Genomic DNA, 23,920 nt, shown 5'->3' with positions numbered 1-23,920 from the left:
CACCCCTGCCAGCCACAGAGTCCGCGGATGGCCGCCCTTGTGGCCGGCCATTCCCGGGTCCGGGGAACGACACGTCTCACGCCAATATCGCTGGCCCCGAAACACCGTTTGAACGTTGCCGGCCTGGTCGTCGACGGTGGGTGGTCGAGTAGCAACCCCTATCACACCTCGGGAGCCCGGTAGGTGTGGTTCGGCTCGGCTGTGGCCCCCAGGATTCGGGTCTCAGTGTTTCCGATCGGTGCTGATGGCCAGGGCCACGGCGGTGGCCGTCAGGGCGAGGGCGGCTGCCAGGGCCGCCGGCCAGGCGGTGGGGTGGAGCAGTACGGTGGCCGGTGCCGCGAGCAGGGCGGGCACCAGGATGAGCCCCCGGCTGTAGCCGATCAGCTGGGCTACGGGCACCGGTCCCAGGGGGGTGTCGATCGGGGGCTGGGTGTGGTCCGGTTCCGGGCCCAGAGCGCGGTAAAGGCCGGCCGCACCGATTCCGGTCCCGGTCACGGCACCGAGAAGCATCATCACCGCCCAGCTGGTGCCGGCCGCGAGCCCGGCCAGCAGTGCCACGGCGCCCAGGACCGCGGCGTTGAGCACGCACGGGAGGACCAGGTGCATCAGGGCGGCTGCGGTGGGGGCGATCGGGAGGTTCCGTTCGGCGGCGGCCCCGGCGCGCAGATCGGCCAGATAGGCCGTGCCGCGGCCCAGCCCCCGGTATCCCACCACCAGCAGCGCGGCCCAGCCGGCGAGCACCACGGTGTGGGAGAAGGCGGCCAGCAGCACCACGGTCAGCCCGAGGTCGACGACCAGCCCGGACCGCCACCGGCTGGTCCGCAGGGCCGTGAGCGAGGCGAACAGCACCACCGTGCGCGGCCCCGACACCCAGCCCGGTGTGCTCCCCGACAGTCCCCGCACCCCGGTCACCGTGGCGGGGGCCAGCGCGGCGGTCAGGTCCTGGGTCGACAGCAGGGACACGGCGTTGGACAGATGCCGGGTCCGCGCTCCGGACGCCCGCAGGTGCACCCCGTCCAGGCCCCGGGCCCACCGCAGCGCCCAGACCCAGAACAGCCCGGCCACTACCACCAGTAATCCTGCGACCCCCACGACCCACAGGGGCGGCACGAGGACATCCCACGGGCCGGTGGCCCCGTCCCGGGTCCCAGCCAACACGACCAGCACAGCCCCCAGCACCAGGAACCAGCCCGCCCAGGGGCGGGACCGCAGCGAGTCCGGCACCCCGCCGGCGGTATGGGCCCAGACAGAGACCCCGACCGCACTGACCCCCAGACCGGCCCAGCACACCAGCCGTGCCGCCGCCTCCCACCACGGCGCGCCCCGCCCGGCTGCCGGCCCGGCACCCGACAGCAGCAGCAGCCCGGTGCCACCGAACACCGCCCCGGCCGCCGTCGCCACCCACAGCATCCGGTGCACACTGCGGATCGGTTCCTGCGCCCCGGCCCCGGGCAGCGGCCACACCCACACCGCCCGCTCCGGGGACACCCCCACCGGCCCCAGCCCGCGCAACAGGTCCACGGCACCGACCCAGGCCACCCCGAGCAACACCGCGCCTCCGAGCACCGGCGCCCCGGCCCCCACCCAAGCGGCCGCCGGGCGGTGCAGTACCCCGCCGGGGGAACCGGCCGCCATCAGATCCCCCAACGAGGCACCGAGACCCAGGACTCCGGCGACCGCCCAGGCCACCAGCACCACCGTGACGAAGAGCCCGGTGTAGACGTCGACGAACCGATCCGCACCTCGAGCCCGGCCCTGGGCCTGGGCTGCTCGCAGGAACACTACGATCTCGGCGGGCTCGGCAGGCTTCAGGCCGGCACCGCCCGTCACGACTGGCCCTCCCGCTGCGGCTCAGCCGTAATCGGTGGCAGGGCACCGTCGGAGTCGAGGCTCAGCACGGTGGTGCCCACCGTGTCCGCCAGCGGCGCGTCGTGGGTGGCGATGAGCAACCCCGCCCCTGCCTGCCGGGCGGTGACCAGACGGTCGGCCAAACGGGCACGCATCAGAGTGTCCAGGCGCTGTTCGGGCTCATCGAGCACCAGCAGCTCGAACGGGCGGATCAGGGCCGCGGCCAGCAGCGCCCGCCGACGCTGGCCTGAGGACAGAGCGAACGGCGAGGCGTCCACCCGGTCCTGTAGCCCGAACTCGACCACCGCCTCAGCGGCCACGACCGGCGCATCGGCCACCCCGTGACCGCGCAGCACCAGTTCCAAGTGATGCCCCACCGACACCCCGGGCAAGAACGCGTCCTCGTCGAACAGGCAGCTCACCGCCCGGCGGTAGGCCAGCGAGTTCTCCACCACCGGCCCGCCCTTCAGCCACCGCTCCCCGCTCACCGGAGCCTGCTGGCCCACGGCCGTGCGCAGCACCGTGGACTTGCCCGCCCCATTGGCCCCGCGCAGCACCACCGCCTCCCCCGGCCCCACCTCGAAGCTGACCCCGGCGGTCACCGGCACCCCGGCATAACCACACACCAACTCACGAACAGACAGGACAGCGGCGCAACTCACGGACAAGAGCCTTTCTACGGCAACACAGCCACCCCATTCTTCCCCGGTACCACCGCCCGCAGATCCCCCGCCGGCCGGACATCCGCCACCGCCACGACCGAACACCAATCTTCATCAGCACCCGCCTTCGCACGTTGGTCTACTCCCGCCTCAGCTCAACCCCCCTCCCCGAGGGCGCCGTCCGCGGTGGACGGGTCGTCATCCTTGTCGGCGCGGTTCCAGTGTCGGCGGATCGCCACGGCCAGAAACGCTGCCCCCACGAGGACCAGCAGTCGTGGCAGCACCTCACCCAGCCCGGGGGCCCCGCGCGCAACGATGACCACCAGCTCGACGCCGACCAGCAGCCCCGTCACCACACAGGTGAGCAGTCCCACCCAGCCGCTGTCCTCGTGTTCAAGCTTGATCCAGGCGATGTTGATCAGCACGAAGGCGAGGTCGAGCCCGACCACGGGCAGGTTCGGCGAGCCGGCCGATCCGGCCAGCTCGGCCAGGGTCCCGGCGACGGCCAGACCCGCGAACACGGCCCCCAACGCAGGGGCCCATTCCCGGCCCAGCGCCAAGGGCACGAGGACGATCGAGTACAGCACCAGCAACAACCCGATACCGATCCCGGCACCGACCACAGCCCCACTCGAGGGCGAGGCGAAGTAGATGGTGAATCCCCGGGCGATCCACACCGCGCAGGAGATCACGCCCAACCCCACAAGCATTCGACGCTGATGAAGTGGTGCTGCGGCTTTGTCCTGGCGGTCCATCATCCGACGCTATGGCATCCACCGGCCCAACAGATGGCGCCGACAGGGAGTGTTCCGACCCCGACCAAGAAGGCGCCCGGGCCACCAACCCCTACTGCCTCATCATTCCCGCGGGCAATGTCCGGTAGCACCGCAGCCACCCTGGTGCTCACCGAAGACTGGGACGTGATGGTCGCCGCCCAGCTGCTGGGTCACACTTCGGTGACCACCACCTCCAAGTACCTCGACGAACAGCCCGGAGAGCTGAGGTGGCGGTCAACGCCCCCCCTGACTCCGGTGAATCCGTAGGAGTCCGCTGCACGATTGCCGTGGGGCGTGCACTGTCTCCGAGAGCGCCATGGGATTTAGCACATGAGATCAATCCTCGAATAGCCATTCGAGTGTGATTTTGCTTACTATGTCTCCACCATTCGCGGAGCTGCTCGTGGGAGCAACTCCGGCTCCCTGGGGCGATCGTTGTTCTGAGGGAGTCTGATGTCTATCACCTTTGAGCCCGTGCCCCTGACGGATCGACGCCTCTTCGAGGCCCGGCTCAGTGAAGCCACAGTCGCCCTGCACCACGAGGGCCACGATCCGGAGAGGATCTGCCAGGAAGCGACACGGATCGGTCAGCGCTACCCCTGGGTGGACGCCCGCACGGTGGCCAACGCCCTAGTGGACGCCCTGGGCCCGGGATGGGGCGCCATCTACCTGCACTGGCTGTGGAGCCAGGACGACGACTCCTGACCCATTGCACCTCGGGTAACAGCATCCCTGTGCGGAACGTGCAAGCACGGCCAGCACGCCCAGCAGGACAGGACCTGCCCCCGCACGAGCCAACCCCAACCGCAATGTCGTTCTCGTGGAGCGGCTGATAACCGGGCGATATGTAAAGCCGAGGAGACGGAACCACCCGCCCTTGGCTCCGCTGACCACAGGTCAGCCAGGAACTCTGTTCGGACGTCCCGGAGAGGGAAGTTGGACCCTCGGCTCCAGGGCGCAGGACATCTGCTAGGGAACGGCCACCGCGTAGCTGAGGCATGTGAATCTTCACAGGGTCGCTTTACGGGCGGGGTCATTCGGCGGAATCGGCCGACAGGAGAATGGGGCGGGTGGCCCTGACCGCAAGTCCGGGTCACCTGCCCCATTGGGATGTGGGGCAGGGCATCGCCGGGGCATCGTGTGATGCCGCGGCGATGCCCTGAGTTTTAGAGGCCGACGCCGGCTACCTCCGTGGCAGTGGCGGGCGACGTGTCGTCCGCGGTCATGAGGGCGGCGGCGCGCTCGGCGATCATCGCGGTGGGCGCGTTCGTGTTGCCGCTGGGGACCCGCGGCATGACCGAAGCGTCCACGACCCGCAGGCCGTCGATCCCGTGCACGCGCAAGTCCTCAGGGGAGACCACCGCGTCCGGGCTGGTGCCCATGCGGCACGTGCCGACCTGGTGGTGGTAGGTGGTGACGAACCGGTTGATGTAGGCGATCTCCTCTTCCTCTGTGCGCACCTCCGGGCCGGGGTAGAGCTCCGCGGCACCCCACTCCTCCGCCAGCGGCGGGGCGGCCACCATGGCGCGGGCCTGGCGGAAGGACGCCAGCAGCGCCTCGCGGTCGCGCGGGTCGGCCAAGATGTTCGGGTCCAGCTCCACGGGGTCGGAGGTTCCCGGCCCGGTCAGGCGCACCGTGCCCCGGGAGTAGGGGCGGACTAGGCCGGAGTGCAGGGTGAAGGCGTTGGCCGGACCCGTCATCCCGTCGTCGTACATCGGGACCGAGAAGTGGATCGGCTGGGTGTCGGGCACGTCCAGGTCGGGGCGGGAGCGCCAGAACAGGTGGGTCTGGGTGACGGACCAGTCGCTCTCGGGGTGCTCGATGGTGCGGCTCGTCGCCTCGGCGATGACCGGGGCCAGCAGGTGGTCGTGGAGGTTCGCGCCCACCCCGGGCAGGTCGTGGACCACCGGGACCCCGACCTCGGACAGGTGGACGGCCGGGCCGATGCCCGAGCGCAGCAGGATCTTGGGCGAGTCGAGCGCCCCGGCACACAGGATCACCTCGTCGGCGCGGATCTCCTCCGGGGTGCCGTCCGGGTCGTTGAAGGGCACGACGGCCACGCCGACGGCGCGGCTGTCCTCGATGAGGACCTTCTTCATCAGCACCCCGGTGCGCAGTGTCAGGCGCGGGTCCTCCGCCACGGGCTTGACGTAGGCCATCCAGGTGTTGAAGCGCTTCCCGTCCCGGACGTTGACCTGCTGCTGGGAGACGCCGTCGAGGGTGCCGGCGTTGTAGTCCGCGTTGTAGGGCACGCCCACGTGCTCGGCGGCCTCGATGATCGACTCGAAGATCGGATTGAGCGGATAGTCCTGCACCGCGGGAACGGGACCGTCCGTGCCGCGGCTCTCGTCCGGCGCCGCGCCGGCGGGCGGGACGTAGGCCTCGACCGCCCTGAACCACGGCAGCACGTCCTTCCAGGACCAGCCGGGGCAGCCGTCGGCGGCCCAGGCGTCGTAGTCCTGGGCCGCTCCGCGCACCCAGATGGTGGCGTTGAGGGCGTGGGAGCCCCCGAGCACGCGGCCGCGCGGCCAGTGGATCACCCGGCCGTCCGCGTTCTTCTGCGGCACGGTGAAGTAGTCCCAGTCCTCGGCCGAGTGCCACAGTTCGCCCAGGCGGGACACGGAGTGGATCGCGGGATTGAGGTCGTGGTCGCCGGCCTCGAGAAGGGTTACCTCGTGCCCGGCGTCGAGGAGGCGGCGGGTCAGGATGCTGCCGGCGGTGCCGGCGCCCACGACGATGTAGGTCTTGGTCGATGCGCTCATGGGATCAGTGTGACGGCGACCACACAGGGACGGCTTGTCCGGGCGCGCGGAGCTCTTGACGCAGAGCGCGGGAGTCACAGCGGACATCCCGCGCTCTGCGTCAAGAGCGGCGCCCTCATGGACAAGGCGCCGGCGTGTGTCCCGGGTCACGATGGGAACAGCACTGATCCGTCCTACCGAAGGAGCCGACCGTGACCACCGGTACCGCGACCACCTCCCCCACCGCTTCATCCACCCTGCCCTCGTTCACGTACGAGGAGCTGCTCGCCGCGATCACCGCCCCCAACGGCCGCGAGATCCTGGATCCGGCCACCGGGGAGCTGGTCGGCCGCGTGCCCGAGTCCACCGTCGAGGACCTCGAGCAGGCGCTGACCCGGGCACGGGGAAAGCAGCCCGAGTGGGCCGCGGTGCCGGACGCCGAGCGGTCGGCTCTGCTGCTGCTGGCCGCCGACGCCGTCGAGGCCAACGCCGCCGCCCTGGCCGAACTGCTCTCGCGCGAGCAGGGCAAGCCGGTGCACAACGGACCCAACGCGATGTTCGAGGTCGGCGGCGCGGTCGCCTGGCTGCGCGCCACGGCGTCACTGCCCCTGGAAGCCGAGACGCTCTTCGACGACGAGACCGGCCACGCGGTTCTAAGCTACGAGCCCATCGGGGTTATCGGGGCCATCAGCCCCTGGAACTGGCCGATGATGATCTCGGTCTGGCAGATCGCCCCGGCGCTGCGGATGGGCAACACCGTGGTGGCCAAGCCCTCGGAGTACACTCCGCTGTCCGTCCTGGGGCTGGCCCACGTCCTCAACCAGGTCCTGCCCGAGGGGCTGCTCACCGTGGTGGCCGGCGGCCGGGAGGTCGGCGAGGTGCTGTCGAAGCACGCCGGGGTGGACAAGGTGATGTTCACCGGCTCGACCGCCACCGGTAAGGCCATCATGCGCTCGGCCGCGGACTCCCTCACCCGCCTGACGCTGGAGCTCGGCGGCAACGACGCCGGCATCGTCCTGCCTGACGCCGACCCGCAGGCCATCGCCGAGGGCCTGTTCTGGGGCGCGTTCATCAACACCGGCCAGACCTGTGCGGCGCTCAAGCGCCTCTACGTCCACGAGGACGTCTACGACGCCGTGTGCGAGGCCCTCACCGAGGTCGCCGCGGCCATGCCGATGGGCCAAGGGCGGGACGAGAAGAACGTGCTCGGCCCGCTGCAGAACAAGGCCCAGTACCAGATCGTGGCCGAGCTCGTAGAGCAGGCGCGGGCCGGCGGGGGCCGGGTGCTGCTCGGCGGTGATCCGCTCGAGGATCAGCCGGGATACTTCTACCCGGCCACACTCGTGGCCGACCTCGACGACGACAACGCCCTCGTGGTCGAGGAGCAGTTCGGGCCCGCACTGCCGATCGTGAAGTACTCCACCGTGGACGAGGCCGTGCACATGGCCAACCGCCTGGACGTCGGTCTCGGCGCCTCGGTGTGGGGCTCGGACGTGGCCACCGCGCGCGAGGTCGCCTCCCGGATCCAGGCCGGCACCGTGTGGATCAACAAGCACGGCGCCGTCGACCCCCGCATGCCCTTCGGCGGCGTCAAAAGCTCTGGGTTCGGCGTGGAGTTCGGAGTAGAGGGCCTCAAGGCCCTCGGCGTGCCGAAGGTCATCTCCTCCTGACCTGGACACGTCGACAAGCCACCCACACCCCGCGATGATGTAGGTCACAGCATTCCAGCGGCGGGAAGAGGTCCGGACGGTGTTAACAGGTGTAGTGGACCGGGGTGCGCCCGGTCCGACACGTCCTGTGCTCACCACCTCCGCGACCGACTTCGCCCGCCTGGCCTCCGAGGTGTTCGTGCCACTGGAGGTGGACACCACCGAGCGCGTCACCTTCCGCGCACAGCTGGACCACCGCCCGACTGGACATGTGGAGATCAGCCACATCCACGCCACCCGGCACGTCATCGAGCACGACATGCCGCCCACCACTACCAGGGCCTCGGTGAAGTTCGGCCTTCAGCTCGGTGGCACGTGCGTCGTCGAGCAGGACGGCCGGACCGCCGTGCTGGCGCCGGGGGACATGGTCGTCTACGACACCGACCGCCCCTACCGGCTCGACTTCCCCCAGGAGGCCCGGCTGTTGGTGCTCATGCTTCCCGGCACGGGCCTGGAGCTGCCCCCGAGTGCCGTGGGATCCGTGACTGCGACCCGGTTCCGCGGAGACGACGGTGTCGGCGCGCTGGCCGCGGACTTCTTGGGCGGGCTCTCCGACCGGATGCACGTGCTGGCCGGGCGCTCCGCGACCCGCCTGGGGCGCTCCGCGGTGGACCTCGTGGGCGCATTGCTCACGGAGCGGACAGAAGACGTGTCCGGGGACGACACCGCCGGCGGCCAAGAGGCGCTGCGCGTCGCAGCGCGCACCGTCGTCGAAGACCACCTTGCCGACCCGCAACTCGGTCCGCCCATGGTCGCCGCCCACCTGTTCCTCTCGGTCCGGCGCCTGCACGAGATCTTCCAGGGCGAGGAGTACACCCTCTCCGCCTGGATCCGGCACCGGCGCCTCGAGCAGTGCCGCCTGGCCCTGCTCGACCCGGCCCTCGCCCACCGCCCGGTCTCCCGCGTCGGGGCAGCGTGGGGCTTCCCCGACGCCGCACACTTCTCCCGGGTCTTCAAACAGGAGTTCGGAATGTCCCCGGCACAGTTCAGGGCTACGACGCGCGGCTGATTACCGACCGGGCAGAGAAATCCCCAAGGGAACCCGAGCAATGCGTCCATGGTCTTCGTCAAACAGCCATGGCAGCCGTGGGAGTGAAGTAATTGAGCCCAGTGGGCAGTAAGAGTCCACGCCTCTCCCACTCCAGTTCAGCACCCGCAAGCCCGCGACCCTCCCCCGCAACTTATCGGCGGAGACCAGCAAGTTTTAGTCGACCGATGATGTCCGTGCAGAAACCCGCACTGCGGAGCAGTACGTATGGGACGCAGCCGCGTCTCGTTTCTCGACGGGGATCAGCACGATGACCACACCTGGGCTCCGCCACTAACCCGCCATATGTAAAGCACCGGGCGCCCATTTGCTGTACCGCCCCGACGGGAAGGCCTAAGGCTGCCCCAACGATTGAACCGTCCGCGGAAAGCATCGGAGGGGCTGTAGCCGTAGCTCCTGCCCGGTGGGGTCGACCTGGATGACCGGCCCAGGATATTTCGGCTCTCTCGGAACCCACCAGCCAATGGCGCCCGGCGGGGGCAGCCTGTGGCACCGGGTCCGTGGTGGGGTGCGCCTAGGCTCCGGTGACGACGCGGGTGAATTCGGTCCAGGTGTCGCTGTCGTTGCGGTAGGTGTAGCGCTGGTCGCTGCGGATGCGGCCGGCCTCTCCGGCGCGCAGGACCAGGGCGGACCCGCTGGTGATGATGATGAGTTCCCCGGCGTGGACCTGGTGCAGTTCTTCGGTCCCGGCCGTGTCCGGCTGGGCGTGGTAGGTGTCCCCCGGGGCCAGTCGCCAGGACCATAGTTCGGTGCGGGGAACGCTCTCGGTGGCGAGGAGCAGCACGGCCTCGCTGCCACGGTCCGAGCTCCACACGCGCACCGCTGCCCCGAGTCGCCCCCCGCTGGCTTCTTCCGCGGGGGTGGTGGGGGGCATGGCGAGGGAAACGAAGTCGGTGCCCAGGGCGTGGGCGATGTGGTCGACGGTCACCAGGCTGGGATTCGCCTGGCCCAGCTCGATCTGGGTCAGCATCCGCCGGCTCACCCTGGCGCGGTCGGAGAGCTCCTGGACGCTCCACCCCCGGTGCTGGCGCTGCTGGCGGATCTGTCGGCCGACCGTGGCGACGAACTCCGCGGTGGCTTCACCTTTCTCACGGGTGGCCATCCGTTCCTCCTCCGGTGAGCAACATGGTGGGCACCGGCAATGCGGCGTTCTCACCTGGTGCGCCCTGATGGTACTGCGCGCTTTCATCGGCACGCTGCGCTCTGGGGCGCTTCCGCTGGCGGCTCGGCCAGGCCGGGCCGTTGCCGGCGGCCCTGGTCCAGTCGCCTCCTACTGAGTCGGCCTGCACCGAGCGAGTGGACCTTTGGGCTGCTCGAGCGTCGACGTCCGTCACCTGACCTCAAGGCCTTCCCGGTCCGCGCCCTGATCGGACTCAGGGGCGGGACGCGGTCGGAGCGTCAGATCCTTGGGGCGCAGCTCGCTGACCAGGACACCGACGACGATCAGCACGGCCCCCAGGATCGCCAGGCCCGGCAGGCGATCCCCGGCGATACGCCCGATAATCCCGCCCCACACCGGTTCCCCGGCGTAGATGACGGTGGCCCGGGTGGCCGACACAGAGCGCTGCGCCCAGTTCATCGCCCACTGAATCAGGATGCTCGCCGCCCCGAGCCCGACCCCGGCCACCAGCCACACCCAGGAGAACCCCGGAACCCGTTCGCCGGTCACGGGCATCATCGCGAAGGACAGCAACCCGGCCATCAGCACCTGCACCACGGTGACCCGGCGGGCATCCACCGTGCCGGCGAAACGACTGATGAGCACGATCTCCACCGCGCAGGCCACCGCACTGAACAACGTGAGCGTCTCCCCGGGGCTCAGCCCACCCAACCCGGCGTCCGGACCAGCCAGCAACACCAACCCCGCGAAGGCGAACGCCACCCCGACCAGGGTCATCACCGCCGGGGCCTTGCGCAGCAACACCCACTGCAGCAGAGGCACCATCGGCACGTACAAGGCAGTGATGAACGCCGACTGGCTGGCCGTGATCGTCTGCAGCCCCACCGTCTGCAGGCCGTAACCGAAGAAGATCGACGTCCCGATCACCGCACCGGCGCCGATCTCCTGCCAGGTGATGCCCCGCAGCACGCGCCAGAACACCACCGCCCCGATCAACCCGGCCACCACGAAGCGGACCCCAACGAAGAACAACGGGCCGGTGTGGGCCATTGCCACATGGATGATCAGGAAGGTCGCCCCCCAGATCATGGTGATGCCGATCAGGATCAGTTCGGGGCGACTGACGCGGAGCCTGTTTCCGCCGGTACGAAAGAAGGTGTGCCACACACACCTCAGCGTATGAGAAATATAATGCTCATGCCAAGGTGAAGACCTGGTGCCCTGGCAGGAACCCTTAGCGCAGGGTCGCGGCCCTGGGAAACGTCCGGTAGCCGGGCCATATGTAAAGCGGAGGGTGTCGAGCTGCTCGGGCACCACTGTCCATCAGCAACCGCTCGGCCCGCCAAAAGACCGCGACTGCAGTTTCCGCTCTCAGAACGCAGGACCCACGCGAGGGAACCCCGACTGCAATGCGGTAGGTCAAGCAGCCAGCCGAAGCGTCAGCAGTCCCGCGTGGACCCACCCATCGTTGGAACAATTGACCGGTCCGACGACCATGACCCGTCGGTGAAATTCCTACCCGGCTCGCAGGTGGGCCAAGGTGAGACCTATGGGGATGCTGATGGCGATGACGACAAGCAGGATCCGGTAGGTCCACAGGGCCCACTTCGGTCCGACGCCCTTGCCCCGTACCGTACGGATCATCAGAGCGAGGGCGACGACCAGGAGGAGTCCGCCGGCGTCGACGACGAACGGCATTCGTACGACGGTGCCGCCGATCACAGCGGCACTGCCGGCGTTCCAGGCCACCAGTTCGGCCACGACCGTCCGTCGGGATGACCGTTGTGGTGCCAGGGCGCTCTGGGCGGCCCCGAAGGCGTACTGTGCGACACCCGCCACCAGGACGGAGAAGGCGGCCACCCAGGAGCCGTGGTCCAGACGCAACGGTCCCGTGATGGCGCTGACGAGGCCTCCGGAGACCACCCATCCCGCACCGAGGACGCGGAACAGGTCCGGACGGAGACTGACAGCTCTTTCGGAGTGGCGATCCGTCATGAAGCAGTCCTGAGGCCCGAAGTATATGCTGCACAGACCACCATGGAACCAACGCTATCCGCTTCCGCCCGGGGGTCCTGTGCCCTGCCGCTCGTCTTTCCGCTCATCGATCCCGCGGTCCCGGATCCGGCTCTGGTGAGAGGGGTTCTCCCTGTTCCGGTGGATGCGCAGCACCGTGCAGGGGACGAAGCTCAGCCCTCCCGCGTGGCCATGGCGGCGTCGTCGACCGGGGACTGCTGCGGGGACTCCGCGGCCAGCTCCGGGTGGTGCAGGTCCAGCGCCGGGCGCTCGGAACGGATGCGCGGCAGCGAGGTGAAGTTGTGCCGCGGCGGCGGACACGACGTCGCCCACTCCAGGGAGGCGCCGAAGCCCCACGGGTCGTCGACCTCGACCTTCGTGCCGTTGCGCCAGGTCGTGTACACGTTGAAGAAGAACGGGATCATCGACAGACCCAGCAGCATGGAACCGGCCGTCGAGATCTGGTTCATCCAGGTGAACCCGTCCTCGGGCAGGTAGTCGGCGTAGCGCCGGGGCATTCCCGAGACCCCGAGCCAGTGCTGGATCAGGAATGTGGCGTGGAAGCCCAGGAACAGCAGCCAGAAGTGGATCTTGCCGATCCGCTCGTTGAGCATCTTCCCGGTGAACTTCGGCCACCAGAAGTAGAACCCGGCGAACATGGAGAACACCACGGTGCCGAAGACCACGTAGTGGAAGTGCGCGACCACGAAGTAGGAATCGGTGACGTGGAAGTCCAGCGGCGGTGAGGCCAGGATCACACCGGTGAGCCCGCCGAACAGGAACGTGAACAGGAACCCGAACACCCACAGCATCGGGGTCTCGAAGGTGATCGAGCCCTGCCACATGGTGCCGATCCAGTTGAAGAACTTCACCCCGGTGGGCACCGCGATCATCATCGACATGAACGCGAAGAAGGACAGCATCACCGCCCCGGTGACGTACATGTGGTGGGCCCACACGGTCATGGACAGCGCGGCGATCGCGATGGTCGCGAACACGAGCCCCTTGTACCCGAAGATCGGTTTGCGGGCGAACACCGGGATGATCTCGGAGACGATCCCGAAGAACGGCAGGGCGATGATGTAGACCTCGGGGTGGCCGAAGAACCAGAACAGGTGCTGCCACAGCACCGCCCCCCCGTTGGCCGGGTCGAAGATGTGCCCGCCCAGGGTCCGGTCCATCCCCAGCGCGAACAGCGCCGCCGCCAGCGGCGGGAACACCATGATCACCAGCAACGAGGTGATCAGGGCATTCCAGGTGAAGATCGGCATCCGCCACACGGTCATGCCCGGGGCGCGCATCGCGATGATCGTGGTGATGAAGTTCACCCCGGCCATGATCGTGCCGAAGCCCGACAGGGCCAGCCCGAACACCCACAGGTCACCACCGGCACCGGGCGAGAACGAGGAGTTGGACAGCGGCGCGTAGGCGAACCAGCCGAAGGAGGCCGCACCCTGCGGGGTGAGGAAGCCGGCGGTGGCGATCAGCGACCCGAACAGGAAGAACCAGAACGCCAGGGCGTTGAGCCGCGGGAACGCCACGTCCGGGGCACCGATCTGCAGCGGCACGATGACGTTGGCGAACCCGACGAACAGCGGGGTGCCGAACATCAGCAGCATCAGCGTCCCGTGCATGGTGAACAGCTGGTTGTACTGCTCCTTGGTCTCCAGGATCTGCATCCCCGGCTCGAAGAGCTCCGCCCGGATCAGCAGCGCCATCACCCCGGCGATGCAGAAGAACGCGAAGGAGGAGATCAGGTACATGTACCCGATCGTCTTGTGGTCGGTGGACGTGATCCAGTTGACGACCATCCGTCCCTTGGACCGGGGCACCACGGCCGGCACGGACCTGGCACGGGTCTGATCGGCGGTGTACTGCTGGACGGCCACGGCTGCCTCCCGATCCGATCGACGCCCCACAGGAATGCGGGGCGGCTGCTTTCGGCGACTGCTCCGCCCGGAGGCTCGTTATGGCCACTCTAATCCGCATGTCAACCGCAATATTCGGTGGCCTGAGCAAGACTCCTTTGAGAAAGCGCAGGCTTTCGTGCGCGCAGGTTCAAGGATGTGGGAATTTTCGGTGAGAACCCCGTCGAGCTTTGCGCCGCCGAGGCCAACATCGGGCGCTTCACCGCTGCCCAGGTCAAAGACATAGTCCACATTGGCGGCGCAACCGCTATCAGCAACTGATAACCCATCTGCTACCGGCGGCCTGACCACAGCTTGTGTGACCACAGCTTCCCGCAACGCCAGGATGGTTTAGTCACGGTGCGACTACCACATGGCCCGCGGTACCTGCTCGTCACGATCGATCATCTCTGTGTATCAGGTGGATCCGCCGCGACAGAAGGGAGCTGTCGTCGCGGGTTCCGCGAAGAATCACATGGAGCTGCGCAAGATGGCGTTCTTGACCTCGGCGATCGCTCGGGTGATCTTGATGCCGCGCGGGCAGGCTTCGGTGCAGTTGAACACCGTGCGGCACCGCCACACGCCCTCCTTATCGTTGAGGATCTCCAGGCGCAGGTCCCCGGCGTCGTCGCGGGAGTCGAAGATGAACCGGTGCGCGTTGACGATCGCCGCGGGCCCGAAGTACTGCCCGTCGGTCCAGAACACGGGGCAGGACGACGTGCACGCGGCGCACAGGATGCACTTGGTGGTGTCGTCGAAGCGCGCCCGGTCCTCCTGGGACTGGTAGCGCTCCATGGTCGGCTCGTTGCCGCCGGCCACGAGGAACGGCATGATCTCGCGGTAGGACTGGAAGAACGGCTCCATGTCCACGATCAGGTCCTTCTCGCACGGCAGGCCCTTGATGGGCTCCACCGTGACGGGCTTGGACAGGTCGAGGTCCTTGAGCAGCACCTTGCAGGCGAGACGGTTGCGGCCGTTGATGCGCATCGCGTCGGAACCGCACACGCCGTGGGCGCAGGAGCGGCGGAACACCAGGGTCCCGTCGATCTCCCACTTGACCTTGTGCAGGGCGTCCAGCACGCGGTCGGTGCCGTACATGGTGAGCTTGAACTCGTCCCAGCGGACCTCGTCGGAGACCTCCGGGTTGTAGCGGCGGATCTGCAGAGTGAGGTCGAAGGTGGGGATCTCCTGGTCGCCCTGCTGCTCCTCGGGCAGCTCCACGCGCGAGGCCGGCTCCCCGCCCTCGGCGTTGGCGGCGGCGGGGTCCACGGCCGGGACCACGGCCTCGTCGCGCTCGTCGACGGACCCGGCGTCGGCGTCGGTCTTGTAACCGGCGCGGTCGTCCTGGTCGTGACCCGGGGCGTGGCCGTGCTCGGGAGCGCGGTCCTGCGGGTCGTCGGTGCGGCCGTTCCCGGGCCGGTCGGGAGTGTGTGCGGTAGACATCAGTACTTACGCTCCATGGGCTCGTGGCGAGTGAAGACTCCCGTCCTCGGTTCGAGACGGAGGCCCATCACCTGGGCGGCCTCCACGGAGCCGTCCAGGTGGGTCATCGAGTGCCTCAGAAAGTTGTCGTCGTCACGGTCGGGGAAGTGCACGACACCGGTCTCCTTGTTCTGGTGCTGCCATGACTTCACTCTCCTGGAGCAGGGTCGCCACCACGGTCAGGATGCTTCACGGCGCTGGCCCTCTTCGGTGGACGGATGCGCGGGTAGCGCCAGCCTAGGCAGGTGGGGGGTCGGTCTCCATGATGTGGATCATCCACCCCGCGCCCGTCGTCGACGGGCAGGAGACCTAGACTAGGTCCACAAGGTCCATACCCGGCACGACTGAACAGGGTGCCACTACGGGCTACGATTTCGCCGGGCCGGGCAGTGAGCGTGCATCGAGGAGTGACCAGTGCGAGAGCGACGACGGCTCCCGCTGACCGAGTGGTCAGAGGCCCCGCACATGTGTCCGCGTCCGGTACGTCTTGAAGTTCTCCAACGCATGCCCCTGTTCGTGGAGCTGACGACAGCCGAGATCATTGACCTGGAGCCACAGGTGCAGGCGCGCGGCTACCAAGCCGGGGAACTGATTTACCGCTGCGGCGAGAACGCGAACAGCCTGTTCGTCATGGCTTCGGGCACGGCGAAGTTGATCCGTCCTTCTGCCCACGGCCAGGACGTCGTGCTCCACATTCTGGGGCCCGGTGAGGGATGCGGGACATTGGGAATCCTCGGGCAACCGGAGTATCCGGACAGCGCCGTGGCCCTGACCGACTCGTGCGCCCTGGAAGTACCGGCCGCAGTATTCCACGAGGCCATAGAACACCATCCGCGTCTGGGACTGACCGCCCTCGGTGAGGTACTCCACCGTTTGGAACAGGCCCAGGAAACCATTCGGCGTCTGTCCGCCGACAATGCCCGGCAGCGTGTCGCTGCCGCGCTCCTAATCTTGGCAGACAAGCTCGGTGACCCGCAGGCCGAGACGATCGCCTTGGAACTCCCTCTGACGCGCACCGATCTGGCAGCCCTGACAGGGATGACTCCGGAGACGGTCAGCAGGGTGATGAGCAAGCTCCGTGACGACGGAATTGTCGACACCGGCCGCCGTTGGACCACCATCCTCGATCGTCCACGCCTGTCAGCCGCGACCGAGGGATGAGGCTTCGGTATTCCGGTAATCAGGTTCAGGCCCGGAAAGAGCCTGAGTGCCCTCCTGCTGGGTTTGTGCAGCGCGGTGGCCCGCAGAGCGTCGATCAGGCTGACGGTACTCCCGGTCTGTCTTGGCCACGGTGAGCAGGACAACGGAGTCCTCCACTGCTTCCACCGAGTAGAGATCGGCAGGGGCGACGAGCAGGTCCCCGGCAATTCCCTCCCAACGATCTGCTTCTGTGGCCAGCCGGATTCGTCCATGCAGGACGAATACCGTGGCTTCACCGGGATTGAGATGCTCGTTGAGCTCCCGCCCTTCGGTCAGCGCTATCACGGTCTGGCGGAGCACATGCTCGTGGCCACCATAGACCGTGTTCGCGCTCCTTCCACTTGATACGTGCCGGGCGGTGCCGAGGTGGCGGCGCGCAAGTGCGGTCAAAGAAAATTTCTTCATCTCGTTACCTCCGGCAAGTAAAGTTCTACGGTTCTTTGCGATTTGTGAGGAACGGCCTACTGGTGTTGAACGACGAGTGGTCATGCTACGGCCGTTCGGGGTCGGCGAGCAGAACATCCGATCGGGAGTTGATCAAATTGTGGAATCCTCCGCCGCAGAGATCACCGGGACCAGCGACATTTTTCTCCGGTTTTGTCCGGTGGAGCACCCTGGAGGACCGGCACACCGGCGTTGGTGCCACTGATCTTGCGAGGGGAAATGGCAAGGACAGGGCTGATCTTCGTCGGCGGAAGATTCAGTTCTGTGGTGGCAGGGCTACGACCAGGGGGTGGTCCTTGTGGGTGTTGCCGAGTTGGGCGGCGCCACCGGGCGAGCCGAGGTCATCGAAAAATTCGACGTTGGCCTTGTAGTAGTCGGCCCATTCCTCCGGGGTGTCGTCCTCGTAATAGATGGCCTCCACCGGACAGACCGGTTCGCAGGCGCCGCAGTCCACGCACTCGTCGGGGTGAATGTAGAGGGAACGTTCTCCTTCATAGATGCAGTCCACCGGGCATTCTTCGACGCAGGCCTTGTCCTTGACGTCCACACAAGGCTGGGCAATGACGTAAGTCATGATCCGTCCTTCACAAGTTTGCTGGCTGGTGAGGTTATTCCATTGAGGACCGCTTCGCCTCCGACAGTGGGGTCCGCCAGACGCTAGGGTCGGCGACTGGGAAACGACGGCCTGTCACGACAGCGGGGAGGATCCGGATGAACCTGTTCTTCGGACCTGGCTGCCAGGGGAAGAGCGGCAGGTCCACGGTGTCCATCAGGTCCTGGATCTGTTCAATGCGTTCGGCGCGGCCCTTGACCACCACGCTCCACGCCTCGGCTGTCGGCTCGTCGTATCCGTCGATTTCTAGGGCGACCGGCACGTCGGACAGCGCACCCGAGAGCTTGGTGCCCTCTGCCGATCGGAACACGAGGCTCCCGTGGTCGACCGCGTAGTTAAGGGGGAAGATCTCCGGGTGGTCCTCCACCCACACGGCGAGGCGCCCGACACTGCCCGCGTGCAACAGTGCCCAGCACGCGCTGATTGAAAGTTGTTCCACATCGCTGGCGTGTTCGTCTGTCATCTCGTTACTCCATAGATTGGTCACTGGCACGGAAATCCTCCGTGCCGCTGGAGGCGTCCATGGCCGTTGCGGCCCTGGACACGGTCGTGGCCTTCAGAGCAGTTGGCGCAGCACGTAGGGCAGGATCCCGCCGTGCACGTAGTAAGCCTCCTCGGCCGGGGTGTCGATGCGCAGGGTGGCGGTCAGCTCCCGGGTCCGGGCGCCGTTGTCGACGCGGACCATGACCTCCCGCGGCAAGGGGTCTTGGCCCGCCAGACCGATGATCGAGTACGTCTCCTTCCCGGTCAGACCCAGCGACTCGGCCGTGTCCCCGTCCTGGAACTGCAGGGGGGCCACACCCATGCCGATGAGGTTGGAGCGGTGGATCCGCTCGAAGGAGGTGGCCAGCACGGCCTTGACTCCCAGCAGCGAGGTGCCCTTGGCGGCCCAGTCCCGGGAGGAGCCCGAGCCGTAGTCCGCCCCGGCGATCACGATCAGCGGCACGCCCTCGGCCGCGTAGGAGGTGGCCGCGTCGAAGATGCTCTGCTGCTCACCGTCGGGCCAGTGGCGGGTGACTCCCCCCTCGGTGCCCGGGGCGAGCTGGTTGCGCAGGCGGACGTTGGCGAAGGTCCCGCGGATCATCACGTGGTGGTTGCCGCGGCGGGAGCCGTAGGAGTTGAAGTCTCCCGGGGCCACGCCCTGTTCGATCAGGTACTGGCCCGCGGGTGAATCGCCCTTGATGGTCCCGGCCGGGGAGATGTGGTCGGTCGTCACCGAATCCCCGAGCAGGGCCAGCACTCTGGCCTCGGTGATGTCCTGCACGGGTTCCGGCTCAGGGCCCACCCCGTCGAAATAGGGTGGGCGCTGCACATAGGTGGACTCCTCGTCCCAGGCGAACCGGTCGCCTTCGGGGATGTGCATGCCGCGCCAGTTCTCGTCCCCCGAGTAGACGTCGGAGTACCCGGCGGTGAACATCTCCGCCTCGAGGTTCTCGTCGACCACCGCCTTGATCTCCGCTGTGGTGGGCCAGACATCGCGCAGATACACCGGGTTCCCGTCCGGGTCCTCCCCGAGCGGCTCGTGCAGCAGGTCGGCCTGCATGGTGCCAGCCAACGCGTAGGCGATGACCAGCGGCGGGGAGGCGAGGAAGTTCATCTGCACCTCGGAGTGGATCCGGCCCTCGAAGTTCCGGTTGCCCGACAGCACCGAGGCCACCGTCAGGTCGTGGTCGGCGACCGCGGCACTGACCGCGGGAATCAGCGGCCCGGAGTTGCCGATGCAGGTCGTGCACCCATATCCGACCAGGTCGAAGCCGAGCTCCTCGAGGTAGGGGGTGAGCCCGGACCGGTTGTAGTAGTCGGTCACCACCCGGGATCCCGGGGCCAGGGTGGTCTTCACCCACGGCTTGCTGCGCAGGCCCCGTTGCACGGCCTTTTTGGCCAGCAGGGCGGCGCCGATCATGACCGAGGGGTTGGAGGTGTTCGTGCAGGAGGTGATCGCAGCGATGACCACGTCACCGTGGTCCAGGCTCGACGGGGCCCCGTCGAGTACGAGCTCCGCCGGGTCGCTGGGCCACTCGAGGACGGCGTCCTCCCTCTCCGCAGCCTCCTGGTACTCCCGGGGCGGGTCGTCCCGGGGGATCCGGGCGCTGATCGCCACCGGGTCGCTGGCGGGGAAGGAGTCCTCGGAGGCATCGTCAAGGCCGCCCTGGATGGCGTCCTCATGTGAGTGGCCGGCCAACAGCCCGCGCACGACGCGCTGGGCGGTGGCCAGCGGAATCCGGTCCTGCGGACGCTTCGGCCCGGCGACGGAGGGAACCACCGTGCTCAGATCAAGTTCCACGATCTGGCTGTAGTCGGGTACATGGTCGGGGTCGTGCCACAGCCCTTGTTCCTTCGCGTAGGCCTCGACCAGCTCGATCTGGTGCGCGGGGCGCCCGGTCAGGCGCAGGTAGTCCAGGGTCTCGTCGTCGATGGGGAAAATGGAGCCGGTCGAGCCGTACTCCGGGCTCATGTTGCCCAGCGTGGCCCGGGTCGCCAGGGGCACGTTGGCCACCCCGGGGCCGAAGAAGTCGATGAACTTGCCCACCACCCGGATCCGACGCAGTAGTTCGGCCACGGTGAGCACCAGGTCGGTGGCCGTGGTGCCCTCGGGCAGCTCCCCGGTGAGCTTGAGTCCCACCACCTGGGGGATGAGCATGCTCATGGGTTGTCCGAGCATCGCGGCCTCGGCCTCGATGCCGCCCACGCCCCAGCCCAGCACGCCCAGGCCGTTGACCATCGGGGTGTGGGAGTCCGTGCCCACCAAGGTGTCCGGGTAGGCCTGGAGACCGTCGTCCCCTTCACGGGTGAAGACCACCCGGGAGAGGTATTCGAGGTTGACCTGGTGGCAGATGCCGGTGTCCGGGGGCACGACCAGGAAGTCGTCGAAGGACTGCTGGGCCCAGCGCAACAACTGGTAGCGCTCCTGATTGCGTTCGAACTCGAGTTCCGCGTTGATCCCAAAAGCATCGGGGCGGGCGAAGACATCGGCGATGACCGAGTGGTCGATGACCAGTTCCGCCGGGATCAGCGGATTGATCCTCTTCGGGTCACCGCCGAGCTCTTCCATGGCGTCGCGCATGGCCACCAGGTCCACGACACAGGGCACACCGGTGAAGTCCTGCATCAGCACCCGGGCCGGCGTGTACTGGATCTCCGCGTTGACCTCCGCAGCCGAGTCCCAGTCGCCCAGGGCCCGCACCTGCTCGGCGGTGACCAACCGGCCGTCCTCGTTGCGCAGCAAATTCTCCAGCAGCACCTTCAGGCTGTAGGGCAACCGGTCCGAGCCGGCGATCCGGTCGATCCGATAGATCTCGTAGGCTGTGCCGTCCACGGTGAGCTGGTCACGTGCACCGAAACTGTTCGACGTCATGAGAATCTTCTCCTGTGCGGAAATGTCAGATGGACTGCCGGTAGCCGAAGAACTCGTGGTCGTTGTTGTAGCCGCCCTCACCGCCACCGAGCTCCGAGAAGTGCTCGACGAACTCGATGCCCTTGATCCACTTGACGAGCTTGAAACCGAGCTGGACCTCGTTGCGCAGCCGCAACGGGGCGCCGTGGCCGTACGGGAGGGCTTCGCCGTTCATGTCGTAGGCGAGCATGGTCAGGTGGTAGCTCATCTGCTCGATGGGCTGGGCGTCGTAGTAGATGCCTTCATCGGATCCTTCGGCGAAGGAGTAGAAGACGACCCACTTCGCCTCGGGTCTCGGTTGCACCAGGTCGACGACCGTCTGCATCGACACCCCGCCCCACTTGGCGACCCCCGACCAGCCCTGGATGCAGAAGTGCTGGGTGATCTGCTCGTGGTAGGGCAGATCGCGCAGCTGTTTCAGGTCCAGTTCCATCGGGTTCTCGACCAGGCCGGAGACCCTCAGCCGGTAGTCGGCGAAGTTGTTCTCGTAGTGGTCCTTGTACTCCTGGGTCTCCGGGTACTTGCCGTTGTGCCACAGGTACGGGGAGATGTCCTTCTCCGTGTACTGGCCCGGCTTGGAGTCGATGTGCTCGAAGAGCCGCTGCACCGGTCCGATGAGCGCGTAGCCGATGCGCTGGACGAGGCGAGGATGACGGTACGTGAACGGGGTGACGGCGACCCAGACGACGGTCAGCACCACCAGGGACGCGGCGAAGATCCAAAACCCGTGCCAGCTGTCGGCGTCGTTGCGGTTGGCGTACATCATGTTGAAGTTGTGCAGGGCGTCCGTGGTGATGACCAGGGTCACGTGCATCACGATGAACAGCAGGAACCAGGTGAGCACCAGGAAGTGCACGGAGCGGGCGAATTGGATGCTGAAAACGCTGCTGATCCGCCTGAACTTGGTGGACAGTGCGGGCGACATGCCCAGCCCGGTGAGGAAGGCCAGGGGTGCGGCGACGAAGACGGTGAGGAAGTAGGCGATCACCTGCAGGCTGTTGTAGGCCACCCAGGAGTTGTCGGTGGGCCAGTCCAGGGAAAGGTACTGGATCATCACCGACACCGCGTTGGGAAAGACCTCCCAGCTGGTGGGCACCAGGCGCAGCCAGTGGCCGGTGGCGAAGACGAGGATGTAGAAGATCAGCCCGTTGAGCAGCCACAGGGTGTTCATGCCCAGGTGCCACCACCTGGCCAGTCCGATCGAGTGGCGCCGGCTGGGCAGCCCCACACCGTTGGGCAGCGTGATGGAGTCCTGTTTCGCCGTGTAGAGAGGATCGGTGGGCACCGGCTTCTGCATCCGGAACCACTCTCTGCCCGGGGTGGAGTGCCTGGTCCAGTAGAGCCGTGGGTGGTCGGCGAGGATGCTCAGGCCCGAACGGATGATCGGAATCAGCAGGAGCATGTTGAAGAAGTGCTGCCACCCCACCCAGGCCGGAAATCCGGCGACGCCTTCCGCGCCTTCCGGCACGACCGTCCCGGGGTGGCGCTCCACGAACTGCGCTACGGCGGGGACCTCGCGGAGTTCCTTGGCCACTGCGATGCCGATCACCAGCAGAACGAATCCGATCGGTATGAGCCACAGGAGGCTGAACCACTTGGTGCGGCCGATGCGCACCCGGGGTGGGACACCGTTCTGGGCCGGCATGGACCCCGCCCAGGTGTCGTCGACGACGTCGTGCTCCCGCGTGTCCAGCTCCTCCCGGAAGCTGGCCAACGCCTGCGGGGTGATGTTCGATGCCGCTGGCGCCGGCAACTGCTCAGGAGTGGGCCGGTCCTCGGTTGCCATGATGCTGCTCCTTACCGGACGACCCCGTGGTCCGCGGGGTCGTCCGACTGCTGGTGGATCGGCCCCGGCATGGAGCAACGGCCGGGGAGGGATCGGTTCAGTCGCGCCAATAGTTGTTGGCCGCGGCCACGGTGGCGAACTCGATGGCCACGACGTGGGTGGCCATCGTGAGGGAATCAGCACTCGTCGCGTACCCGGGCCGCAGCACCTGGCGGGTCTCGGGATCGGTCTGAATGGCGGCCACGGTCTTCCGGGCCAACATGATGGCCAGCTCACGACCCTGCTCGGGAGTCGCGGTGATCAAGGTGTTCTCCGGTACCAGTGCCATCATGACCTCCAGATCAGCGGGTGCTCCAGAATGCTGTGCCGACCGTTCGGACCGGCCATCCCAACCTACGGGCCCGCCGCTACCGGCAACATGATCTCGATCATGCTCCCCGCGGTGCTTCGGATCCGGACGAGTCCTTCGGCGTCAGCCCAAAGCGGCGGGTCGGGCGGTCGTGTCCGAGCACGCCCAGGCCGGTCGAGGTCAGGGGTTCTGCCGGCAGGCCGTGGTCGCCATGTAAGCCGGCTGCCCGAGCCTCAAGTTCAGTGCTACCGGCGGCGAACATCACAGCCGGTACGGCTCTGAGCCAGGCGCAAGGAGGCCACGGCCGGGGTCGGCACCGGTGGGGTATCTCACGATCGGAAAAGCCGCTAGCATCACAGTAATTAGGTAACACTCGTCTGATCTAATTCCGTTAGGGCGGCTGAAGTCCTGCCCCGACACGAGGGAAGAACGCCATGGAACTGCGCACCGCAGAGAACGCCCCGCACCGCCGGCCCCCGGGAGAGAACACGCCCACCGTCACCATCCTCTTCGGCGGCGAGGAGGACGGGCCCGACATCGGCCTCGTCCGGGTGAGCGTTCCGACCGGATCAGGCATGCCGGCGCACCGGCACGGCGGGTCGGACGTCATCCTCACCCCCGTGGCCGGGCGGGTGACGATCTCCGACGGCACGGCCTCCGTCGACGTCGGGGTCGGCTCCTCAGCACTGGTGCGCAAGGACGAGGAGGTCTCACTGAGCAATCCCGGGGACGAACCCGCCGAGCTCATCGTCTCGGCCGGTCCCGCGGACTTCGTCACGGGGATCCGCCAGTGGCCCGAACCCCGCCAAGCCTGAGCCGGGGCGCGAA

Annotated in this window: 21 protein-coding genes; 5 read left to right on the top strand and 16 right to left on the bottom strand. The window is 67.5% G+C overall.

The genetic code is table 11. The features are described from left to right. Positions 1-222 precede the first annotated feature (222 nt). The 3 genes from EQG70_RS08885 to EQG70_RS08875 all read right to left on the bottom strand — a co-directional run bounded on the left by EQG70_RS08885 (position 223) and on the right by EQG70_RS08875 (position 3,220). Positions 223-1,830 carry a hypothetical protein gene (locus EQG70_RS08885; protein ID WP_109269324.1) on the bottom strand — a complete coding sequence of 536 codons (1,608 nt, stop codon included), beginning with the start codon at positions 1,828-1,830 and terminating at the stop codon, positions 223-225. After that, positions 1,827-2,510: an ABC transporter ATP-binding protein gene (locus EQG70_RS08880; protein ID WP_035928806.1), complete on the bottom strand. Its 684-nt coding sequence runs from the start codon at positions 2,508-2,510 to the stop codon at positions 1,827-1,829. Before EQG70_RS08880 ends, EQG70_RS08885 begins: the two co-directional genes overlap by 4 nt. Before the next feature lie 155 nt (positions 2,511-2,665). Next, complete coding sequence (locus EQG70_RS08875) at positions 2,666-3,220, bottom strand: hypothetical protein (protein WP_109243905.1); 555 nt, start codon at positions 3,218-3,220, stop codon at positions 2,666-2,668. Positions 3,221-3,739: 519 nt separating this feature from the next. Between EQG70_RS08875 and EQG70_RS08865 the strand changes: the two genes are divergently transcribed. Continuing rightward, on the top strand, positions 3,740-3,991 hold the full coding sequence (locus tag EQG70_RS08865; protein ID WP_035928635.1) for a hypothetical protein: 252 nt from the start codon (positions 3,740-3,742) through the stop codon (positions 3,989-3,991). 461 nt (positions 3,992-4,452) lie between these two features. On the opposite strand, the gene EQG70_RS08860 is transcribed toward EQG70_RS08865, so the two are convergent. Continuing rightward, positions 4,453-6,048, bottom strand: a complete 1,596-nt coding sequence (locus EQG70_RS08860) for a GMC family oxidoreductase (protein ID WP_109269326.1) — start codon at positions 6,046-6,048, stop codon at positions 4,453-4,455. A 191-nt stretch (positions 6,049-6,239) separates the two neighbouring features. Here EQG70_RS08860 and EQG70_RS08855 point away from each other — a divergent pair, with 191 nt between their 5' ends. Together EQG70_RS08855 and EQG70_RS08850 are read left to right on the top strand one after the other, a co-directional pair. Then, positions 6,240-7,697, top strand: coding sequence for an aldehyde dehydrogenase family protein (locus EQG70_RS08855; protein ID WP_232035292.1), 1,458 nt, complete (start codon positions 6,240-6,242; stop codon positions 7,695-7,697). Positions 7,698-7,824: 127 nt separating this feature from the next. Next, entirely contained in the window at positions 7,825-8,745 is a 921-nt protein-coding gene (locus EQG70_RS08850; protein WP_136341649.1) for an AraC-like ligand-binding domain-containing protein, read from the top strand. A gap of 553 nt (positions 8,746-9,298) precedes the next feature. Here the strand turns inward: EQG70_RS08850 and EQG70_RS08845 are convergent. From EQG70_RS08845 to EQG70_RS08820, 6 genes are all read right to left on the bottom strand, one after another. Then, positions 9,299-9,886: a helix-turn-helix domain-containing protein gene (locus EQG70_RS08845; protein WP_058874577.1), complete on the bottom strand. Its 588-nt coding sequence runs from the start codon at positions 9,884-9,886 to the stop codon at positions 9,299-9,301. 228 nt (positions 9,887-10,114) lie between these two features. Continuing rightward, entirely contained in the window at positions 10,115-11,071 is a 957-nt protein-coding gene (locus tag EQG70_RS08840) for a DMT family transporter (protein ID WP_058874578.1), read from the bottom strand. Positions 11,072-11,419: 348 nt separating this feature from the next. Further along, on the bottom strand, positions 11,420-11,899 hold the full coding sequence (locus EQG70_RS08835) for a hypothetical protein (RefSeq protein ID WP_109269327.1): 480 nt from the start codon (positions 11,897-11,899) through the stop codon (positions 11,420-11,422). A gap of 191 nt (positions 11,900-12,090) precedes the next feature. Then, positions 12,091-13,806, bottom strand: a complete 1,716-nt coding sequence (gene ctaD, locus EQG70_RS08830; protein WP_434137057.1) for an aa3-type cytochrome oxidase subunit I — start codon at positions 13,804-13,806, stop codon at positions 12,091-12,093. Positions 13,807-14,295: 489 nt separating this feature from the next. Further along, complete coding sequence (locus EQG70_RS08825; RefSeq protein WP_244296695.1) at positions 14,296-15,267, bottom strand: succinate dehydrogenase iron-sulfur subunit; 972 nt, start codon at positions 15,265-15,267, stop codon at positions 14,296-14,298. Then, positions 15,267-15,458, bottom strand: coding sequence for a hypothetical protein (locus tag EQG70_RS08820; RefSeq protein ID WP_109269328.1), 192 nt, complete (start codon positions 15,456-15,458; stop codon positions 15,267-15,269). The genes EQG70_RS08825 and EQG70_RS08820 overlap by 1 nt, the downstream gene beginning before the upstream one ends. A 352-nt stretch (positions 15,459-15,810) precedes the next feature. Here EQG70_RS08820 and EQG70_RS08815 point away from each other — a divergent pair, with 352 nt between their 5' ends. Beyond that, the gene (locus tag EQG70_RS08815; protein ID WP_167508875.1) at positions 15,811-16,467 is read left to right on the top strand and encodes a Crp/Fnr family transcriptional regulator; all 657 of its coding nucleotides are present in this window, start codon (positions 15,811-15,813) and stop codon (positions 16,465-16,467) included. Here EQG70_RS08815 and EQG70_RS08810 read toward each other — a convergent pair. From EQG70_RS08810 to EQG70_RS08785, 6 genes are all read right to left on the bottom strand, one after another. Continuing rightward, positions 16,447-16,911 carry a cupin domain-containing protein gene (locus EQG70_RS08810; protein ID WP_306460809.1) on the bottom strand — a complete coding sequence of 155 codons (465 nt, stop codon included), beginning with the start codon at positions 16,909-16,911 and terminating at the stop codon, positions 16,447-16,449. The two genes, EQG70_RS08815 and EQG70_RS08810, sit on opposite strands and share 21 nt — an antisense overlap. 295 nt (positions 16,912-17,206) lie before the next feature. Next, positions 17,207-17,524, bottom strand: a complete 318-nt coding sequence (gene fdxA, locus EQG70_RS08805; RefSeq protein ID WP_109269330.1) for a ferredoxin — start codon at positions 17,522-17,524, stop codon at positions 17,207-17,209. Between the two features lie 34 nt (positions 17,525-17,558). Further along, positions 17,559-18,026, bottom strand: a complete 468-nt coding sequence (locus EQG70_RS08800) for a pyridoxamine 5'-phosphate oxidase family protein (RefSeq protein WP_109269331.1) — start codon at positions 18,024-18,026, stop codon at positions 17,559-17,561. 93 nt (positions 18,027-18,119) lie between these two features. Beyond that, complete coding sequence (gene acnA / locus EQG70_RS08795) at positions 18,120-20,918, bottom strand: aconitate hydratase (RefSeq protein WP_109269332.1); 2,799 nt, start codon at positions 20,916-20,918, stop codon at positions 18,120-18,122. 25 nt (positions 20,919-20,943) lie between these two features. After that, positions 20,944-22,743: a molybdopterin-dependent oxidoreductase gene (locus EQG70_RS08790; RefSeq protein WP_109269333.1), complete on the bottom strand. Its 1,800-nt coding sequence runs from the start codon at positions 22,741-22,743 to the stop codon at positions 20,944-20,946. Positions 22,744-22,840: 97 nt separating this feature from the next. Beyond that, complete coding sequence (locus tag EQG70_RS08785; RefSeq protein WP_208746269.1) at positions 22,841-23,074, bottom strand: hexameric tyrosine-coordinated heme protein; 234 nt, start codon at positions 23,072-23,074, stop codon at positions 22,841-22,843. A 452-nt stretch (positions 23,075-23,526) separates the two neighbouring features. Here EQG70_RS08785 and EQG70_RS08780 point away from each other — a divergent pair, with 452 nt between their 5' ends. Further along, on the top strand, positions 23,527-23,907 hold the full coding sequence (locus tag EQG70_RS08780; protein ID WP_109269334.1) for a cupin domain-containing protein: 381 nt from the start codon (positions 23,527-23,529) through the stop codon (positions 23,905-23,907). Positions 23,908-23,920 lie beyond the last annotated feature (13 nt).

Source organism: Kocuria rosea (assembly GCF_006094695.1).
GTDB lineage: Bacteria > Actinomycetota > Actinomycetes > Actinomycetales > Micrococcaceae > Kocuria > Kocuria rosea.
Note: the sequence above shows the minus strand (reverse complement) of the source record. Positions and strands in the feature narration are given on the sequence as shown.

What these genes read in the sequence shown, in the direction of transcription:
- EQG70_RS08875 (WP_109243905.1), bottom strand. Translation starts at nt 3,220, where the DNA reads ATGCTTGTGGGGTTGGGCGTGATCTCCTGCGCGGTGTGGATCGCCCGG.
- EQG70_RS08865 (WP_035928635.1), top strand. Translation starts at nt 3,740, where the DNA reads ATGTCTATCACCTTTGAGCCCGTGCCCCTGACGGATCGACGCCTCTTC.
- EQG70_RS08860 (WP_109269326.1), bottom strand. Translation starts at nt 6,048, where the DNA reads ATGAGCGCATCGACCAAGACCTACATCGTCGTGGGCGCCGGCACCGCC.
- EQG70_RS08845 (WP_058874577.1), bottom strand. Translation starts at nt 9,886, where the DNA reads ATGGCCACCCGTGAGAAAGGTGAAGCCACCGCGGAGTTCGTCGCCACG.
- EQG70_RS08835 (WP_109269327.1), bottom strand. Translation starts at nt 11,899, where the DNA reads ATGACGGATCGCCACTCCGAAAGAGCTGTCAGTCTCCGTCCGGACCTG.
- EQG70_RS08825 (WP_244296695.1), bottom strand. Translation starts at nt 15,267, where the DNA reads ATGTCTACCGCACACACTCCCGACCGGCCCGGGAACGGCCGCACCGAC.
- EQG70_RS08815 (WP_167508875.1), top strand. Translation starts at nt 15,811, where the DNA reads ATGCCCCTGTTCGTGGAGCTGACGACAGCCGAGATCATTGACCTGGAG.
- EQG70_RS08810 (WP_306460809.1), bottom strand. Translation starts at nt 16,911, where the DNA reads ATGAAGAAATTTTCTTTGACCGCACTTGCGCGCCGCCACCTCGGCACC.
- fdxA (WP_109269330.1), bottom strand. Translation starts at nt 17,524, where the DNA reads ATGACTTACGTCATTGCCCAGCCTTGTGTGGACGTCAAGGACAAGGCC.
- EQG70_RS08800 (WP_109269331.1), bottom strand. Translation starts at nt 18,026, where the DNA reads ATGACAGACGAACACGCCAGCGATGTGGAACAACTTTCAATCAGCGCG.
- acnA (WP_109269332.1), bottom strand. Translation starts at nt 20,918, where the DNA reads ATGACGTCGAACAGTTTCGGTGCACGTGACCAGCTCACCGTGGACGGC.
- EQG70_RS08790 (WP_109269333.1), bottom strand. Translation starts at nt 22,743, where the DNA reads ATGGCAACCGAGGACCGGCCCACTCCTGAGCAGTTGCCGGCGCCAGCG.
- EQG70_RS08785 (WP_208746269.1), bottom strand. Translation starts at nt 23,074, where the DNA reads ATGATGGCACTGGTACCGGAGAACACCTTGATCACCGCGACTCCCGAG.
- EQG70_RS08780 (WP_109269334.1), top strand. Translation starts at nt 23,527, where the DNA reads ATGGAACTGCGCACCGCAGAGAACGCCCCGCACCGCCGGCCCCCGGGA.